Genomic DNA, 17,352 nt, shown 5'->3' on the forward strand with positions numbered 1-17,352 from the left:
CATATAAAGAAAAAAACCTGTTATAGGAGCTACTCAATAAGGAGGCTGTTCATTAAATCATACAATTCTTAACAAGGCGAAAAACTGGCGACGTTTTTTTGACTTTACCTGTGATAAAATGATAATAAGTTAAAAAAGATTAAGCCGCTTGTGATGGGCGGCTTTTTGCATTGCAGGGAAGTAATCCTTTTTGTAGAAGTATGTATGAAAATGGAAAAGGGGTTACTTATATGAAAGATAAAATATATGCATTATTAGCGATTAGCATTTTTGCAATATGTTTATGGTATTTTTATCAAGCTGCCATTTATGTTATTAATATCTTCGTTGGTTTGCCGAAAGAAATAATAGCTCCTATAATTGCAGGTATTTCAGTTGTTCTTGCAAGTTTGATTACTGTTATTTTGGGAAAATATTTTGAAAGAAAATATATAGTCAGTCAAGAACAACGAGTTAAAAGAACTCCGATGTATCAAGAACTTATTACTTTTATTTTTAAGTTGTTACCTGAAAAAGAAGAAGAAAGACTTTCAGAAAGTGAGCAAGTAGAATTTATTCGGAAATTTACAGAGATGGTCTTGCTTTGGGGATCAAATGAAGTTATTAAAGAATGGTCCTTATTTAGAACAAATATTATGAAGTCCAGCCAATCAACAGATAATTTATTTCTTTTGGAAAATGTTCTTATTGCTATTCGTAATGATTTAGGACATAAATCGTCAGGAATAAAAAAAGGAGATATATTACGCTTGTTTATTAATGATATAGATGATTATTTGATTAAAAAATGAGTATAAAAATTAGAGCATCCCTTTGTGGGATGCTTTTCTTATGCCCAATTATACTTCCCCGTTTAAATATCATTATCACAAGAATGTATATCAGTGAAACCGATATACAGGAAACACAAAATTAATAATAAGAGTTCTTTAGCTATATTGGATTTAAAAATAATTAAAGGAGATGTTTAAATGTCTAGAACAGTAAATATCACAGAAGAAATCATTGTAGTGTCAGAAGGTAAAAAGGATATTGGTAAACTTGCATTTTTAGGCAATGACGGTAAATTTGATCCGAGTGTTATTCCAATGCAAAGTGTAAGTATGTCTCAATGTGGAGTGAATATGTCTGCTGATTTATCGATACCTAATATTGCTTGGACAAATGTTACATGGGGGAAGAAGGAATATGATTCAGCGCAAATCTGTAATAGCGATCAAACAGGCTTTACAGTAGATGCAGATGGACTGTATTTAATCGAGGCATCTGTTTGTTTTGAAATAAATGCAACAGGTGTAAGATATATTGGAATTACTAAAAATGGTTCTTTTATAGCAAACCAAGATCTACTAGCGGCACCTCAGCTATATTATAGTTACCTTCCCGTACAATATGTAGGTAGACTTAAAAAAGGTGATGTACTGAAAGCTTACGTGTATCAATCATCAGGTGGGGCGCTTAATGTTTTATCTTCTCCTCTTGGTGGCGTAGATCAAACACATCCCGGTTGTGCTCAACCTCGATTTACTTTAACTCAATTAAGTAATTAAGAAGAATGGGAGTGAAGAGAAATCTTCACTCTTTTTATTTTTTGTAATTTACCATATGGAATTGAGGTGAAACCATGATTTGCTTCACAACCTGCGCCTGTAATATAAGCAATGATTGCATAAGAGCAACCTTGCATACTAAGTCTGCAAGGTGCAGAGATAGGACGGTGCCCAAGGATGTTAGAAAAAAAGAAAAGAGTAGTAGACCCAAAAGGGATGAAAAAAGTAAAAGCCATTGACCACTGCGAAAAATGCGGCAGGATGTCAAATGGCTTTTATAATTTAGAAGTGGCTCATGTAAAAGGTAAAGGATGTAGTGGACCGGATATTAAGGAAAATTGTTTAAAACTATGTGGACCTGCATCTATGAGTATGGGGTGTCATGGTGCTGATCACAGGGGCGAGATTACTGACGATGAATTATTTGAAATTATAGCAAGGCGTGAGGGTAAGCCATTAGAGGTTATTCAAGAGGTCGTTCAGAAGGCATGGAGATTTAGAGAATATCGGCGGGTGATGAAAAATGACGTATGACCCTAAGATGTTACCTGAATATATATCAGAGGACCTAGAAGCACCACACTATTTAATTTAAGTTGTAAATTATGAAGAAGCAAGGGTGTCTAAAGTTGTGGGTGGTTATGAAGTCGGCTTTAAATCAGCAGAATGAAACTATAAGAAAGCACTAGCTAAAGCTATGGTGATGCATAAGGATTTTAAAGTAGCAACTATTGTAAAGGCTATGGCTGAAAACGAACTATATGTGATAGAACAAGCTTCTCTACTAGAACAAGCAGAAGTATTATTGATTATGGGTAAAGCGGAGTTAGAAGGGCGGGACAAACAATATCAAGGTATAAAGAAATTAATTGATCTTGAGGTTCAGGAGCTAAGAACTTCTAGAGGATAATATTACCTTTTGCCGAAATGTGTATAAATTTGGTAAAAAGGAAGTGTGTTTTATGGAATTAGATACTAAACAAAAAGTACTAATAGCAATTTACACTGAGTATCAAAAAGATATACCAGATATGGCATCAATTACATCTAGTAATTTAGGGATTGATCACGATATATTTAAAATTGCCTTAGATAAATTAGATAATGAGGGGTTAGTTAATGGATTAAATATTCTTAAAGGCGGATATCGTAGTATTCCAAAACAAGTAATAATTCATCATGCAAAAATGAGCAGCTATGGGATAAATTACGTTGAAACTAAATTAAACATCCAACCATCTTTAAGTAATAAAGAAAAAGTAAAGGTCGTTATAGATCGTTCTACTGAATGGGGATGGGAGCAACTTAAAGATATTGGTTCAAAGGTTTTATCGGAAGTAATTAAATCCCATGCGGGTATTTAAAATATTACTAAGCGTCCTACGGGGCGCTTTTTCTGATATTTTAAAGGATAATATTACCTTTTGCCGAAGTATGTAGGAAATGGTAAAAAGGGAGATGGTTATCATACCTACTGTAAAGGATCCGGACGGAAGCAATCAAGAGGCAGACAAGATTCCCGAAATATGCCCACATTGTCAATCAAGTATTTCGGTAAAACATATTATTAGTAAACATATAAAGATTGAATCAATATTTTATCTGCAAGTAGTTTATTCTTGCCCTAATCAAAAATGTAAGGAGATCATAGTTGCGACATACGAATATAATAGCGGTCAATATTACTTGCAAAAGATTGAGCCACAAAAATTTGTTGTTAGTAATTTTCAAAAAGAAATAAGCGATTTATCACCGCAATTTGTTAAAATATATAACGAAGCTTATAATGCTGAAACGTTTGGTTTGTTAGAAATTTGTGGACCTGGATATCGTAAAGCCCTTGAGTTTCTAATAAAAGATTATCTTATAGAAAATAATCCTGATAATGAAAATGATATAAAAACAAAAATGCTATCTCCTTGTATAAACACATATATATCTGATGTAAATATAAAGTTCTGTGCAGAACGTGCTGCTTGGGTAGGTAATGACGAAACACATTATGTTCGACGTTGGGATAATAAAGATTTGCAGGATTTAAAAATGTTAATTCAGTTAACAGTTAATTGGATTATGAATGAAATTTTTACCGAAAAATTTCGAAGTGAAATGCCATAAATAAGGGTTGTATGCTCTAAGCGTCCCAACTACGAGGCGCTTTATTATATTCTGCAGGATAATACTTCCTTTTGTAGAACTGTGTATAAAATGGTAAAAGGATAAAGGAGATATGCTTTATGGGAAATAGAATAGCTGTTGTAACAATTGCTGTAGAATTTAAAAATGGCCATAATTACACAGATGCTATCAATGAAATAGGTCAAAAGAAGAATAAGTTTTCGCTTCCTCCTATCGATATAAAACGGACTGAGAGGTTTCATGTTTTTGATGGTTTGGGTTTTGATAGTGGCATAAAAGCTACTTTAAATCTTTTTTTTAAAGACAACGGTAATGGTGGGAGTGTTGCAGTACATCTTCCTAATATCCAACATGAGTTGGAGAATTTAGAGTCAAAAACATATAATTTAATCGCCATAAGCGAATCCTTATTTTGGTACCATACTTATGATACAAACCGCTAAAACCGAAATGATAAGATATTATTTATTATATTTTATAAAATAAAAATAGCGTCACTTCGGTGGCGTTTTTCTTTTACCTAAAACTAAGGAGGTACACCATACATATAGGCAGAAATGGTGATTAACTATACGCGCTCGCGCCATTACCCGCCTGCCTTTGAGACTGTTTTTACGATAAAACAAGTCTAGATATATAATATACATTATACGATGGGGTTAATATAATTAACTATATATAATAGGCGTTTATGGGTTGATTATCCATATAAAATCTTGTCGTATAATGGCTGATGGCATGTTTAGTGATTACCATCTGTATTGAAGGCAATTGGTGGTAAGAGTGAGCAAACACCTAAAAATTATCGTTCACAGCTTAATAAACTTATGGAATGGTTTAAAAATAACGGTGGTACAGGTGATCCTAAGAGATAACTTCGATTGATGCCGTTGAGTATCGAACTTATTCGCAGGAGGTAAGGAAGCTAAAGCCTGCTAGTATTAATACTGCACTGGCAGCAATTGAATCCGTTTGTGTTTGGCTGATAGAAGAAGGGCATAACATACTGTCACGACTTAGTCAGTAAAGGGGTGTTTATTGAATTGGTAGCGAAGTTAGCCGGTCATGCTAAGATTGAGGCGACTATGATCTATACTCAACTAGGTGAGCAGGAGATGCAGGCTGTGGTGGAGAAGCTGGGGTTTAGCTAATTACAGATTAGGAGGCGAATATTTTGTTAAATACAGATTCAATGTACATTGAACTTAAAGGTGATTCGGGAAGAATCGAGCAGTATAAAGAGTTTGCTGGCGAAGGTAATATTGAGATTGTTAAAGATGCGCAAAGTTATTACATAACATCACCAGAACTTCAGGCAATGTCATCTGACGTCGAATCATATAAAAAAGGGCAAGAACTGCTAGATTTGCTTCATGGCATTTCTGCTGTTATTTATGGTGGACCATTTGGTATTTCTCTCGGAACAGTAAATCGCACTCCTGGGATGCAACGCGGGTCTGGAAGTAGCTTTATTAGTGCTAGGGCAACTATAGTCAAAGCACCAAGTGAGGATTTATCACTAGCTGCAAAGAATCTTATCAGTGCAGCTAAAAATGTGCCTGTAATTTTAGAGTGTTTAAGATACTTTTGTTTAGGACATCCATCAATTTTTGATATGTATAAAATATATGAGATAATTCGAACTGACTGCGGTGGGCATGATGAAGTTCATAAGCGTGGCTATATCGATAAAACAATCTTAAATGATTTATGCAGTAATATTAATCATTCTAAGCTACAGGGAGAACAAGCTCGCCATGCTAGAATGCCAGGCCGTGATCCCAAGCCTGAAAGTTATATGCCAATTGAGGAAATGCAACGTACTGTAATTATGATATTCAATAAATGGGTGAACGATAAAGTTTAATTTCGGGATCTTTTCTTATGATCCTATAGACAGGTGTAAGGATGATTAGGTGAATAATAGCTACTGGTAGCAGTGGAAAAGTTGAGGTTTAGTTAAATAAAGTTATGATTTTGTAGTAGGTAAATGTATTTTTTTTGTAGAATAAATCAAATAAAAAAGGAGTTGATTATTTGATTTATGAAAAAACCTTAAAAAAGTGTATGCTAATGCTAAAGGCAATTTTGTTTATGCTTATTGAATTTGTCATTTCCCTATTTTCTATATTATCGAAACTAACCTTTTTGGATTATATAGTTATGAGATTAATTTGTAGTGCCCGAAGAATGTTTACCCCTATCAACAAAGCACTAATTAAAAGCAGACTTTTTAGTCAACTTTCTATGTCCATTTCATTTCAAGAGCTACAAGCCATTCGGGATAATAATAGCATATCAGAAGGATATAGAAGCTTAATAAAACTAATTACTTTGTTTACTGATATAAATGACATTGAAAATTATAAGGGTGAAAAATTTTACACCGATACTAACCAAATAATTTATGGATTTATTAGTAATAAAAGAAGAAATCCTTTGCTTAAGCATATGAAAATCGAGGTTACTGGTATATACAAAGGAATTCAACCATGTGAAAAATTAAATTTGATGCATTCTAGGACGTTTGTCCGTAGTGTTTTTAGTAAAAAGATCATTAGATTGGTTCAGTTTATCTATAGAGTAGAAACAATGTATGTTTTAGAGATAGAAATAATATAAGAGCCGTAAGGGCTCTTTCTTTTTAACTTAAAAACAGAAGTAATTGAATATTACACTCAGCCAGCGAACAGGAAATGCAGGCTGTGGTGGAGAAGTTAATTTTAGTTAATCAGCAGAGTAGGAAGTGATAGTATGCCATCAATTGTATTAGAATTTCAGAATGAGATAATTATGTCAAACAGCCGATTGACGGACTTATTACGAAAAGGATTACTTATTGCTAAAAAATTAAAACTAAGCGAATTTGAAAATTGGATAATTAATGAACTGGATGGATATAAGTCAATGGAGTATTTGCCGGAGTATAGGAAGTTGCAAGGACTTTTATATTTTAGCAATCCATATACAGGTACTCGTCCAGTAGGCATTTCAAACGGAGACTTAGAAAAAACAATAACTACACGACCTATGTTTTACTCAGTATCAGAACTAGAAGCAATGTCGAAAAAACAGAAAGAAGATGGTGGAAGTTTTGAAGTTGTATTTCCAGGTGGGATGCAATTAAAGTTGCAGGAGATGTGCGGATGTTCCTCGGACTATCGATTTGTGTTACATCTTCAAATTTATCAGATAGAGGGAATTGTTGATGCTGTTAGGAATACTTTACTAAAATGGGCGCTCCAACTTGGAGAAGATGGAATTTTGGGAGATGGTATCGTGTTCTCAGACAAAGAAAAAGAGGCTGCTGCTTTGCCTAGGTACAGCACTGTTAATTATTTCTATGCACCAGTTCAAAATTCTCAAATCCAGCAACAGACCCAGGGATCTACACAGTCATTAACTGTAGAACAGGTGGATTTTGAGAAAATTAAGGAAACAGTTCAAGACATATTGACTAAACTTGATACTTTAGGGGTGGAGGGTAGTCAGAAAGAGGATTTAGGGGTTGAATTGCAAACGATGTTTTCTCAACTTAAATCTTCTAATCCTAAAATTGGCGTTTTGAGAGAATGCTGGGCGAGTGCAAGAAACATATTAGAAGGAGTAACCGGAGGTTTAATAGCAAGTGGGCTTGCGGTTAAGATTCAGTGGTTATCCGAATTACTGAAAAGCAAACCCGGTTAACAATGGGTTTGCATTAAACAATAGAATAAGAGCCTTTGGGCTCTTTTCTTTTTATTCTAAAGAAAGGTGTAACTGATAATCTACATTCAGACAGGAGCAGGAGTTGAGGGCGATGGTGGAGAAGTTGGGATTTAGCTAGTAAATATTATTTAGGCGGTGTATTATTTTGGGTAGTAACGCTGATAATGAAGTCGGATTAAAGGAACAAGAAAAAAAGAAATGCTTTATTATAACGCCAGTTGGTCCGAATCACTCGGATATAAGAAGAGCTGCAGATGGTGTAATACAATCAGGTATAATTCCAATACTAGAAGAGTTAAATTTTCAAGCAGATATTCCACATCAACTATCCGAATCGGGGTCAATAACAAAGAGTGTTATTAATAAGATAATTGATAATGATTTAGTGATTGCTAATCTTACTGGGCTTAATCCTAATGTGATGTATGAGCTTGGTATAAGGCATGCTGCTAGAAAACCAATAGTTCATATTTGCGATCAAAATACCAAGCTACCTTTTGATATTGCACCTGAAAGAACACTTTTTTATATTGATGATATGTTAGGGATACAAGAATTTAAACCAGAATTAAAAAAATATATTCAAGCTGCTTTGGCTGAATCTGAACCAAGTAATCCAGTATATGATGCAATCCAAGCAAAATCTATAATGAAAAGTATTGAAATTAGCGATCCCTTAAGATTTGTCTTAAAAGCTATTGAAGATTTAAAAACTAAGCTTTCTAGAGAAGATAACATTAGAGATATTGATTTGCATGAAAGAGCTAGGCATAGAAATCTGATGAAAATAAATGCTCAGAAACTCGATGCTAGTTTTCAGATAATAGAATTTACTATACAAGCACCTGATATTGTTCCCGAAATATTGGAAGGTTTGGAAGATATACTTACTAAATCTTGCCCTTGGATACAAGTGAGCTTGGAGTATAATATTAATAGCTGTAAACTTATAATTAAAATCCCACTAGAAACTAATGCAGTGCCTATTTATAATCTTGTAAAAAAATATATGATTGAAAACAACTTAGAAATAGAGTGAAGTAGCTTATTGCTGCTTCTTTTTTTTGCTATTGGAAGGAGGTGACATAGTTATGGCAAAAGATATAAGAGGTGAATTTGACAATGAATTTCTAGCAGAAGTTAAATCAATGTCACCTCCACCAGTTCTAGATAATTCCCAGTTAATAACTGTACCATCAGAAGAAGCTCATAACGCACTGATCGCAAATCAGCAGCATGAACTAGCGCAGACCAAACGTGAATTAGCAGCCAACAAGCGTAAATCCTACCTCACTAGCGACGAGATTCCAGTCCGTCCCTGTACTAGCGACTGTCCTAATCGTGATCGCTGTCGTGACTTCGTGAAAGGGCGAGTGTCTGATTGTGAACGAATCAGAAGGATATAAGCGCGGTGAAAAGTGGGTTGGGAATTGAGATATGAAGATTACCTAAGGTACTCCCAGGGGCATAAATGTCTTACGGGTCTAGCGAGCCCCAAAATTTCGCTAGCCGCAGACCGTTTTTATCCATTTCGCTTTCGCATTATTCCTAAATGAGAATAGCAGTAGACATAAGAAAAAATAAGCGTTGGGAGGTGTTTTTATGACTGACAAAATGCGAAATACAGTATCAACTTCATTGCTGGCAGAAATTATTGGCGTAACGTCAAGGAGAGTGCAACAACTCACGAAAGAAATTCCATTAGAGCAAGTATCTCGTGGGACATATGATTTGCCGATTACTGTACAAAAATATGTTGTCTGGATAAAGGATAGCGCTGCAGCTAGTAATGAAGGAGAGGCAAATTTACAGATAGAAAAAACCCTCCTAACGCGAGCTCAGCGAAAAAAGGCGGAACGGTTACTGCAGTTAATGGATGGCGAATTGCACAAAGCTGACGATGTTAAATTTATCGTAGGCAATATGGTTGCTACTGTAAGATCACGACTATTAGATATTCCTGCAAAGCTATCTCCTAAGATGATTGCCCAAAAAGATATTGATATTGTTCGTGCCATTATTCAAGATGAAATATACTTAGCCCTTGAAACATTATCTGACTACGATCCAGAGCCGTATAAACGGCGCAGTCGTGAGTACGTGGAAGCGGTGGCAGATGGCGAAGCACACGAACTCGAATAGCAAAAAAACTCTAAACCTAATTAAGAACATTGCAAGAGGATTCGCTCCACCACCGCAATTGACTGTTTCAGAATGGGCAGATAAAAATAGAATACTTCAATCATCATCTAGTTCGGAGCCTGGTCCTTGGAGGACAGACCGTGTACCTTACATGCGGGAGATAATGGACTGTTTATCTGCAAATAGTTTGGTACAAAATGTTTGTCTAATGAAAGGGGCTCAGTTATCTGGGTCAGAATCAGGCAATAATTGGATAGGATATATAATTGATCAGGAACCTGGGCCTACTATGATAGTGCAGCCAACCATAGATCTAGCAAAAAAATATTCTAAACAACGGATATCGCCAATGATAACAGCTTGCCCTGTGCTATCTAATAAAATAAAGCCATCTCGGTCACGTGATGGTGATAACACAGTACTAACTAAAGAATTTCCTAACGGACTCTTAGTAATAACTGGTGCAAATAGTGCTGCGGGGTTACGCTCCATGCCAGCAAAGAATCTTTTTCTAGATGAGGTTGATGCATATAAGGATGATGTAGAAGGCGAGGGCGATCCAGTTGACTTAGTAATGGCCAGAACAAGAACCTTTAATCGGCGCAAAGTTTTAAAAGTTTCAACTCCATTAGTCAAAGGTATTTCACGAATTGAAAATGATTATGAAGAAGGCGATCAGCGTAAATATTTCGTCCCATGTCCTGAGTGCGGTCATATGCATGCATTGGAATGGGCTAATTTTATTATTCCTAAAGATGAAAATGGTAAAAGTATTCCTAAAGAAGCCCACATGGGTTGTCCTGATTGTGGCTCAGTTATAGAGGAACATCATAAACCGTACATGTTGCAGCATGGAAAATGGCGAATGACAGTGCCAGAGAATGCGAGTTCTATACGTAGGAGTTATCATATATCTACCTTATATAGTCCGCTAGGATGGTTTTCGTGGGCTGAGATTGCAGAGTTATGGACCAAGATTAACAAGAACAAAAAAAGGTTAAAATCATTTATTAATACGATTCTTGGAGAAACGTTTGGTGAAGAAGGAGAAAGCGTAGATCATGAAATATTGTATGAAAATCGCCGAACAGTGTATGAAGCAAGTTTGCCAGAAGGTGTTTTAGTCCTAACAGCCGCCGTAGATACACAAGATGATCGTCTTGAGTATGAATGTGTTGGATGGGGATTAAATAAAAACAGTTGGGGGATTGAATATGGAGTATTTCATGGAGATCCACGCCAACAAGCAGTATGGGACGATTTAGATAAATGGTTATCCAAACAGTGGTCCTATGCGGATGGCAGTAAATTAAACATCTCATGTACATGCATAGATAGTGGTGGTCATGCTACATCTGAAGTATATAAATTTTGTAAGCCACGAGAGCAACGTCGAGTCTTTGCTATTAAAGGTAAAGGTGGTCCTGGTATTCCGATAGTTGGCAGACCATCGAGGAATAATAGATATAAAACACCGCTATTTACATTGGGCGTAGATGCAGGGAAAGAGGCAGTTTATTCCAGATTGAAATTAGAGTCAGAAGAAGAACATGGTTTCTGTCTTTACCCAATGTCTGAAAATGGAGCAGCAATAAAAGGTTATGACCTTAAGTATTTCAAGTCCTTAACAGTAGAGAAAAGGGAGCTAAAATATATAAAAGGAAAACCACGTTATATATGGGTTAAGCCTTCAGGAGCAAGAAATGAGGCTCTTGATATTCGAAATTACGCTACAGCAGCCTTAGAAATATTAAATCCGAGTCTTGAAATATTAGATAAAATTCGCAATGAAAGAAATGTAACACCAAAGAAAATACAGCAATCTAGGAAACGCCGAGTACTTAACTCAGGCGTTTCTGTTTAGTTAGGAGGTAAAAAAATGGGGCTATACACAGTAGAACAAGCAAAGCAGCATTTAGACGCATGGCTAGAAGCTGATTTGGCGTTAACAACGGGAAAAGAGTACCGTATAGGAACAAGACTTTTGCAAAGATCCGATGCGTCCGAAGTAAAAGAGCGAATCAGTTTTTGGTCAAGAGAATTAATTAAGGCACAAGGATCAGGGCGAAAAAAAACTAGGCGAGTGATTCCATATGATTGATAGATTAATAAGTTATTTTGCACCGGAAACTGCATTAAAGCGAGCTGTAGCCCGCAAAAAAATGGATGCAATTAATACGGGATACTCTCACCACGGGGCGAGTGGCACTAAAAAATCAATGATTGGCTGGTCACATAGTGCGGGTAGTCCTGATGATGATATTACTCTAAATCTCGACGTACTCAGACCAAGAGCAAGAGATTTATACATGGGTAATCCGATTGCATGTGGTGCTCTTAAAACAGATAAAACCAATGTCGTTGGGTCTGGCCTTAAGTTAAATCCGCAAATTGATGCAGATTTTTTGGGACTAAGTGCAGATCAGGCTGACGAGTGGGAAAAAAATGTTAGTCGTGAGTTTGCTTTGTGGGCTGAGAACAAAGATTGTGATGCTGCTAGGATGCTTAATTTTTATCAATTACAGCAGTTAGCGTTTTTGTCTGCTCTTATGTCAGGTGATGTATTTGCACTATTACCAGTAATTCCGCGTAAAAATAATATTTATGACCTTAGGGTTCAATTGGTTGAAGCTGACCGCGTATGTAATCCTTATAACGTGTTAAGCGATGACAAAGTTTTAGCTGGGATTGAAGTCGGGGATTATGGGGAGCCGGTTGCTTATCATATTGCTAAATACCATCCTCTTAGTTTATTAAACCAAAAGGCGAATACATGGACTAAAGTGCAGGCGTTTGGGACCCGTACCGGACGCAGGAATGTCATACATTTGCTTGAAATGGAACGTCCTGGTCATCGGCGCGGCAATCCTATGTTATCTCCCGTCATTGAAGCATTAAAACAATTAGGCAGATACAGTGAAGCCGAATTAATGGCCGCAGTAATTTCAGGATTGTTCACTGTAGCTATTACATCAGAAAGCCCTGAAGGGCCAGATATTGGCGAAGATCACTTGCCAGGTATTGTATCAGGAACCTCCGTTGAAGATGATGTGCGAAATGATATAAAACTTGGTAATGGGACCATGATTGAGTTAGCCCCTGGGGAAAAAATAGAACCTATTAATCCCGGAAGGCCAAACGCTCTATTCGATCCATTTGTCACATCCATATTACGGCAAATAGGAGCTGCTCTTGAAATACCCATGGAATTACTAGTAAAACATTTCACGGCTAGTTATTCAGCCAGTAGAGCCGCACTGCTCGAAGCATGGAAATTTTTTCGACGCCAAAGAGATTGGCTATCTAGTGATTTTAATCAGCCGATTTATGAGGAATGGCTATCTGAGGCAGTTGCAAAAGGTCGCGTAAAAGCTCCTGGATTCTTTAATGATTTAGCTGTTAGGAAAGCATATTGTAATGCAGAGTGGAATGGGCCTACGGCTGGACAACTTGATCCTGTTAAAGAAGCCAATGCATCTAAAATAAAAGTACAGGAAGGTTTTAGTACAAGGCAACGTGAGACAGCAGAACTAACTGGCGGCGACTGGAATCAGAATTACCGCCAACGTGTGAGGGAGGAAAGAATGATGCGTGAAGGTGGCTTGGTAACCGTTGAGATGGCTGCTCCCCAACAAATGAACAATGAGGTGAAAGGGGGTGAGGAAGATTAAGAAAAATCGATCCGTGCTTAATTCAATACCACTTGTGACCAATGCAACGCAAAAATCCATTGATATTAATATTTATGGTCCCGTTGTTGATTCATCTTGGTGGAATGAGGGGGTAGTCACTCCGAAACAAATACAAGATGCTCTGCAATCGGCAAGTAATGTTAGCCAAATTAATGTACATATTAATTCGCCAGGAGGATCGGTATTTAGTGGACAAGCAATCTATAACATGCTCAAACAGCATCCTGCAAATGTGACAGTGTATATTGATGGTCTAGCTGCTAGTATTGCATCCATTATAGCGATGGCTGGCAATAAAATCGTCATGCCACCAGGTACAATGATGATGATACATAACCCGTTAGTTACTATGTATGGGTCTTACGAGGCAAGTGAGATGCGAGATACTGCTGATTTTCTAGATAAAATTAAAGAATCACTAGTCGCTACGTACACTTCAAGAAAAACAAATAAAACCAAAGATGAAATTATAGCATTAATGGATGCGACAACCTGGCTAACGGCTCAAAATGCAGTTGATATTGGTTTTGCTGATGAAGTCGAAGGCAGTACGCCAATTACGTCAAACCTATCTGGTAAAGTTCTCAATATTGCAGGCATGGCCTTTAACTTGGAGTCGTTTGATAACGTACCGCTAAACATTGCAAACAGTACTATGGACACCAATGAAAAACCAAATAACAAGGAGGAAAATATTTTGGATTTAAAAGAATTGCAATCGAAATTCCCTGATCTATATAACGAAATTACTGCTATGGGCGTAACCAAAGAACGCAATAGAATGAAAGCCCTCGACGAGGTGCAAATTGGTGGATTTGAGGACATCGTAAATAAGGCCCGTTATGAAACTGGGGCTACTGCGGAGCAAGTGGCTATGCAAATTATTGCTGCTCAAAAGAAAGAGGGAACCGAATACCTGAAAAACAGAACAGAAGATGTGAATGATTCAAAGGCAAATGAAGTTCCAAGTGCAGCTGCTCCTGAAAATGAAGCCAAAGCGAGTGAAGAAAAGGAAGTAACGGGGCTGCTTGATCGCTTAGCAAATATGGTAAAGGCTGGTGAAATTTAATGAATGAAAATCTAGCGATAACTACTACATCAATGACGTATGACAATTTAATTGTCGCTGGTACGTTCCCGATTGTCACTGATGCGCTGACGACTGCGAGTGGTAATAGTTATAAGCGGGGAACAGTGCTGGGAGTGATCACTACTAGTGGAAAAGCTGTTAAAGTTGACTCTAGTAAAACTGACGGTAGTGAAACAGCTTATGCAATTTTATCGCAAGATGTTGATGCAACTTCTGCGGATACGGTAGCACCTGTATATCTAACTGGTGAATTTAACAGTGATGCTCTTATTTTTGGTGGCACTGATACGCAAGCAACCCATAAATCTGCTTTACGTAAAATAGGTATTTTCATTAAAAAAGTAGTATAAGGAGGAATATATAAATGGCTATCGATTTATTTCAAACTCGTACCTTGTTAGGTGTTGTAAAACTAGTAAAACCTTCAAAGAGGTTTTTACTTAATACTTTTTTCTCAAAGGTAAACCCAATCATTACCGCTACAATTGATATTGACCTAGTGAAAGGAAAAAGAACGTTGGCCCCATTCGTGTCTCAGCGTATTGGCAGTACCACTGTAGGAACGGATGGATTTACTACTCAGACTTACAAACCACCAATGATTGCTCCTGATTATCCCTTTACAGGTGAGGACTTGCAAACTCGACTTCCTGGTGAAAATATTTATTCTGGAAACTCCCCTGATGATCGTCTAGCAGTATTAATTCTCAATAAATTAAACAGTTTTGAGGATATGATTGCTCGCCGCGAAGAATGGATGGTAGCACAAGCACTATGTACTGGTAAAATTCCCGTGGTTGGCGAAGGAATTGACCAATTAATTGATTTTAGCTTTACCAATAAAGAAACGTTGACAGCGGCTAAAGCCAAGTGGAGTTATAAAGCAAGTGATTATACAGGTAATCCAATCAAAGACTTAAAACGTTGGAAGCGAGCATTAGCGAAAGCTGGTTTTACTCCTACACATGTTATTATGGATACTGATGCTGCTGATGCATTCTTAGAACATCCTGAAATTGTTAAACTGTTTAATACCCCTACGGCTAATCTTGCTACAATCGCTCCAAGAGAGAAAGATCCAGATGGAACGACTTTTATTTGCCGAATCAATGAAATTGGTCTTGATATTTACAGTTACGAAGAATGGTATATTGATCCTACCGATAACGAAGAAAAACCACTCATACCATCTGGTACTGTAATTATGGCAAGTAATGATAGTAATGCAACTGGTTTTACAATGGCATACGCGAGCATAACAGATGTTAATCGCGGAACATTTAATTTACCTCGTGTGCCTAAAACTTGGATGCAAGAAAAACCATCTGCTCGTTATTTAGCTTTGCAGTCACGCCCATTGCCAATCCCAACTATGGTTGATAGTTGGTTTGTTGGTACCGTTTTGTAGGAGGCGTTCAATATGCCTAAACTAAAAGATTATCTTAATTCAGACTTAAAAGTTTTCTTGAATGCCGATGAATTCGCCACGGAACATAATATTGATGGACAAGACATTCTTTGTGTAATTGACGAAGATAGAGCCATACCTAATGCAAATGACGGCGTATATGTTATACGCCGTCATTTATTTATCAGTCAAACAGATCTTGGGTATATACCAATACCCGATCAGAAGATTGAGGTCGATGGTAAATATTATTATGTAATTGATTGTATAAAGGAAGATCTTCTAGAGATTATTCTGGAGGCACGAGATTCGTGATTGAATTTACTTCGGATCAAATCAGCAGGGGAGAAGCTCTATTGGGTGGGATTAAAGACGCTTTACCAAAAGCGCAAAGCAATGCTATTAATCGTAGCCTAATCACGGCTAGAGCGGAAGCAATCCGTAGTGTGAGAGAACAATATATTGTGGACGCTAGTACTATAAGAAAAACAATGGTAATTAAAAATGCTAGTCTTAATAAACCATCTGGTTCTATATCATCTACAGGCAGTCCAATTGCTCTCTCAAAGTTTGATATAAGCCCTACTAGACCAAACAGTAAGCAAAGGATTCCTGTTACTGCAAGGGTTAAATTGGGGAGTAGTAAGAAAACCATAAAAAACGCATTTATAGCGCGAACATCAAACGGACACATAGGGGTGTTTATCCGTGCAGGTAAAAGCCGTTTTCCGATCAAGCAACTTTATGGTCCCAGTGTTCCGCAAATGTTAGGTGAAAAAAATGTGAGCAAAAAAATTGAAGAGAAAGCGGCTGAGACTCTTGATAAACGCCTTGAACATGAAATTAATCGAATTTTGGAGGGCCATTCATGAATATTCCAATTATGATGAGTGAACTAATTAAAGCAGTTCAGCAGGCTACTGTCCATCTACAACTTGAAACTAAAAATAAAACCTGCCGGGCTCCGCAAGTCGTAGAGGGATATTTACCTCCTAAAAATCCAAAAGATCCTCAAGGGATAGAGGATTTTCCTTACGTGATTGCCCGTTATTTAAGTGATGAAAGTCAAAGTGAAGGATCAATGGCACAAGTAAAATTAATTTGCGGGATTTATTCAGAAGATGATCAGCAAGGATGGCGTGATTTAGTAAATGCAATGGATGCTATAAAGACTCATTTACTAAGTAAACGGTTTTTCGGAGGATGCTTTGAAATTGAATTACCTCTTAAAAGGGTAATTCCCGAAGAACAAGGAGCACCTGAGTGGGTTGGATGGCTCACTCTCAACATATCAACACCAAATATATTGGAGGTGACAGAAGATGTCAGAAGAATCCTTGAAGGAACCAAATAAGGAGCCGGACAAAACAGCATCAAATGTAGATAGTAGTTTAATATATCTTGGCCCAAACCTACCTTCTATGCTTAATCGTTTTACCGTGTATAAGGGAGGAATGCCAAAACATTTAGATAAAATGGTAACTGATTGTCCAGAAATCGAAAGCATGTTTGTACCAGTAGCGAAGCTGTCAGAAGTTATGGGGAAAATTAATCAAACAGGTACTCCTTATAACGTCTGGTATAACGCCATAATTGAGTTTATTAAGAAGGGAGTGAAATAAT

At 37.0% G+C, this 17,352-nt stretch carries 23 protein-coding genes; all 23 read left to right on the forward strand.

The features are described 5' to 3' along the window. Positions 1-230 precede the first annotated feature (230 nt). The 23 genes from UFO1_RS24030 (at position 231) to UFO1_RS08675 (ending at position 17,351) form a co-directional block, all read left to right on the forward strand. Positions 231-791, forward strand: coding sequence for a hypothetical protein (locus UFO1_RS24030; RefSeq protein ID WP_051788865.1), 561 nt, complete (start codon positions 231-233; stop codon positions 789-791). 180 nt (positions 792-971) lie between these two features. Then, positions 972-1,550: a hypothetical protein gene (locus tag UFO1_RS08570; RefSeq protein WP_038670038.1), complete on the forward strand. Its 579-nt coding sequence runs from the start codon at positions 972-974 to the stop codon at positions 1,548-1,550. Positions 1,551-1,727: 177 nt separating this feature from the next. After that, positions 1,728-2,084 (forward strand): hypothetical protein, encoded by a 357-nt coding sequence (locus UFO1_RS08575; protein ID WP_038670039.1) that lies wholly within the window; start codon positions 1,728-1,730, stop codon positions 2,082-2,084. Between the two features lie 163 nt (positions 2,085-2,247). Continuing rightward, positions 2,248-2,460: a hypothetical protein gene (locus UFO1_RS08580; RefSeq protein WP_038670040.1), complete on the forward strand. Its 213-nt coding sequence runs from the start codon at positions 2,248-2,250 to the stop codon at positions 2,458-2,460. Between the two features lie 52 nt (positions 2,461-2,512). After that, entirely contained in the window at positions 2,513-2,914 is a 402-nt protein-coding gene (locus tag UFO1_RS08585) for a YjcQ family protein (RefSeq protein WP_038670041.1), read from the forward strand. A 79-nt stretch (positions 2,915-2,993) separates the two neighbouring features. Continuing rightward, on the forward strand, positions 2,994-3,668 hold the full coding sequence (locus tag UFO1_RS08590) for a DUF4145 domain-containing protein (protein ID WP_144390873.1): 675 nt from the start codon (positions 2,994-2,996) through the stop codon (positions 3,666-3,668). Positions 3,669-3,787: 119 nt separating this feature from the next. After that, on the forward strand, positions 3,788-4,132 hold the full coding sequence (locus UFO1_RS08595) for a hypothetical protein (RefSeq protein ID WP_038670043.1): 345 nt from the start codon (positions 3,788-3,790) through the stop codon (positions 4,130-4,132). Positions 4,133-4,863: 731 nt separating this feature from the next. Further along, positions 4,864-5,556 (forward strand): hypothetical protein, encoded by a 693-nt coding sequence (locus UFO1_RS08600; protein WP_038670044.1) that lies wholly within the window; start codon positions 4,864-4,866, stop codon positions 5,554-5,556. Between the two features lie 170 nt (positions 5,557-5,726). Then, positions 5,727-6,311 carry a hypothetical protein gene (locus UFO1_RS08605; RefSeq protein WP_038670045.1) on the forward strand — a complete coding sequence of 195 codons (585 nt, stop codon included), beginning with the start codon at positions 5,727-5,729 and terminating at the stop codon, positions 6,309-6,311. A 132-nt stretch (positions 6,312-6,443) separates the two neighbouring features. Beyond that, the gene (locus UFO1_RS08610; RefSeq protein WP_038670046.1) at positions 6,444-7,376 is read left to right on the forward strand and encodes a hypothetical protein; all 933 of its coding nucleotides are present in this window, start codon (positions 6,444-6,446) and stop codon (positions 7,374-7,376) included. A gap of 166 nt (positions 7,377-7,542) precedes the next feature. After that, positions 7,543-8,436: a hypothetical protein gene (locus tag UFO1_RS24035; protein ID WP_051788866.1), complete on the forward strand. Its 894-nt coding sequence runs from the start codon at positions 7,543-7,545 to the stop codon at positions 8,434-8,436. Positions 8,437-8,461: 25 nt separating this feature from the next. Beyond that, positions 8,462-8,803: a hypothetical protein gene (locus tag UFO1_RS08620; protein WP_144390875.1), complete on the forward strand. Its 342-nt coding sequence runs from the start codon at positions 8,462-8,464 to the stop codon at positions 8,801-8,803. Between the two features lie 196 nt (positions 8,804-8,999). Beyond that, positions 9,000-9,539: a hypothetical protein gene (locus tag UFO1_RS08625; protein WP_038670048.1), complete on the forward strand. Its 540-nt coding sequence runs from the start codon at positions 9,000-9,002 to the stop codon at positions 9,537-9,539. Beyond that, positions 9,514-11,403, forward strand: a complete 1,890-nt coding sequence (locus tag UFO1_RS08630; RefSeq protein ID WP_071841997.1) for a phage terminase large subunit family protein — start codon at positions 9,514-9,516, stop codon at positions 11,401-11,403. The genes UFO1_RS08625 and UFO1_RS08630 overlap by 26 nt, the downstream gene beginning before the upstream one ends. A gap of 15 nt (positions 11,404-11,418) precedes the next feature. Beyond that, positions 11,419-11,640 carry a DUF6148 family protein gene (locus tag UFO1_RS08635; protein WP_038670049.1) on the forward strand — a complete coding sequence of 74 codons (222 nt, stop codon included), beginning with the start codon at positions 11,419-11,421 and terminating at the stop codon, positions 11,638-11,640. Continuing rightward, positions 11,633-13,210 (forward strand): phage portal protein, encoded by a 1,578-nt coding sequence (locus tag UFO1_RS08640; protein WP_038670050.1) that lies wholly within the window; start codon positions 11,633-11,635, stop codon positions 13,208-13,210. The genes UFO1_RS08635 and UFO1_RS08640 overlap by 8 nt, the downstream gene beginning before the upstream one ends. After that, positions 13,197-14,300, forward strand: a complete 1,104-nt coding sequence (locus UFO1_RS08645) for a head maturation protease, ClpP-related (RefSeq protein ID WP_051788868.1) — start codon at positions 13,197-13,199, stop codon at positions 14,298-14,300. Before UFO1_RS08640 ends, UFO1_RS08645 begins: the two co-directional genes overlap by 14 nt. Next, positions 14,300-14,671: a head decoration protein gene (locus UFO1_RS08650; protein ID WP_038670051.1), complete on the forward strand. Its 372-nt coding sequence runs from the start codon at positions 14,300-14,302 to the stop codon at positions 14,669-14,671. The genes UFO1_RS08645 and UFO1_RS08650 overlap by 1 nt, the downstream gene beginning before the upstream one ends. A 14-nt stretch (positions 14,672-14,685) precedes the next feature. Next, positions 14,686-15,729: a major capsid protein gene (locus tag UFO1_RS08655; protein WP_038670052.1), complete on the forward strand. Its 1,044-nt coding sequence runs from the start codon at positions 14,686-14,688 to the stop codon at positions 15,727-15,729. A gap of 12 nt (positions 15,730-15,741) precedes the next feature. Beyond that, on the forward strand, positions 15,742-16,044 hold the full coding sequence (locus UFO1_RS08660) for a hypothetical protein (protein ID WP_038670053.1): 303 nt from the start codon (positions 15,742-15,744) through the stop codon (positions 16,042-16,044). Continuing rightward, a complete protein-coding gene (locus tag UFO1_RS08665) occupies positions 16,041-16,601 on the forward strand; it encodes a phage tail protein (protein ID WP_051788869.1) in 561 nt (186 codons plus the stop codon). Before UFO1_RS08660 ends, UFO1_RS08665 begins: the two co-directional genes overlap by 4 nt. Next, entirely contained in the window at positions 16,598-17,083 is a 486-nt protein-coding gene (locus UFO1_RS08670) for a hypothetical protein (RefSeq protein ID WP_038670054.1), read from the forward strand. Before UFO1_RS08665 ends, UFO1_RS08670 begins: the two co-directional genes overlap by 4 nt. Next, complete coding sequence (locus tag UFO1_RS08675; protein ID WP_051788870.1) at positions 17,052-17,351, forward strand: hypothetical protein; 300 nt, start codon at positions 17,052-17,054, stop codon at positions 17,349-17,351. The genes UFO1_RS08670 and UFO1_RS08675 overlap by 32 nt, the downstream gene beginning before the upstream one ends. The last annotated feature ends 1 nt before the right edge of the window (position 17,352 follow it).

The sequence above is a fragment of the Pelosinus sp. UFO1 genome, assembly GCF_000725345.1.
Classification (GTDB): Bacteria; Bacillota; Negativicutes; order DSM-13327; family DSM-13327; genus Pelosinus.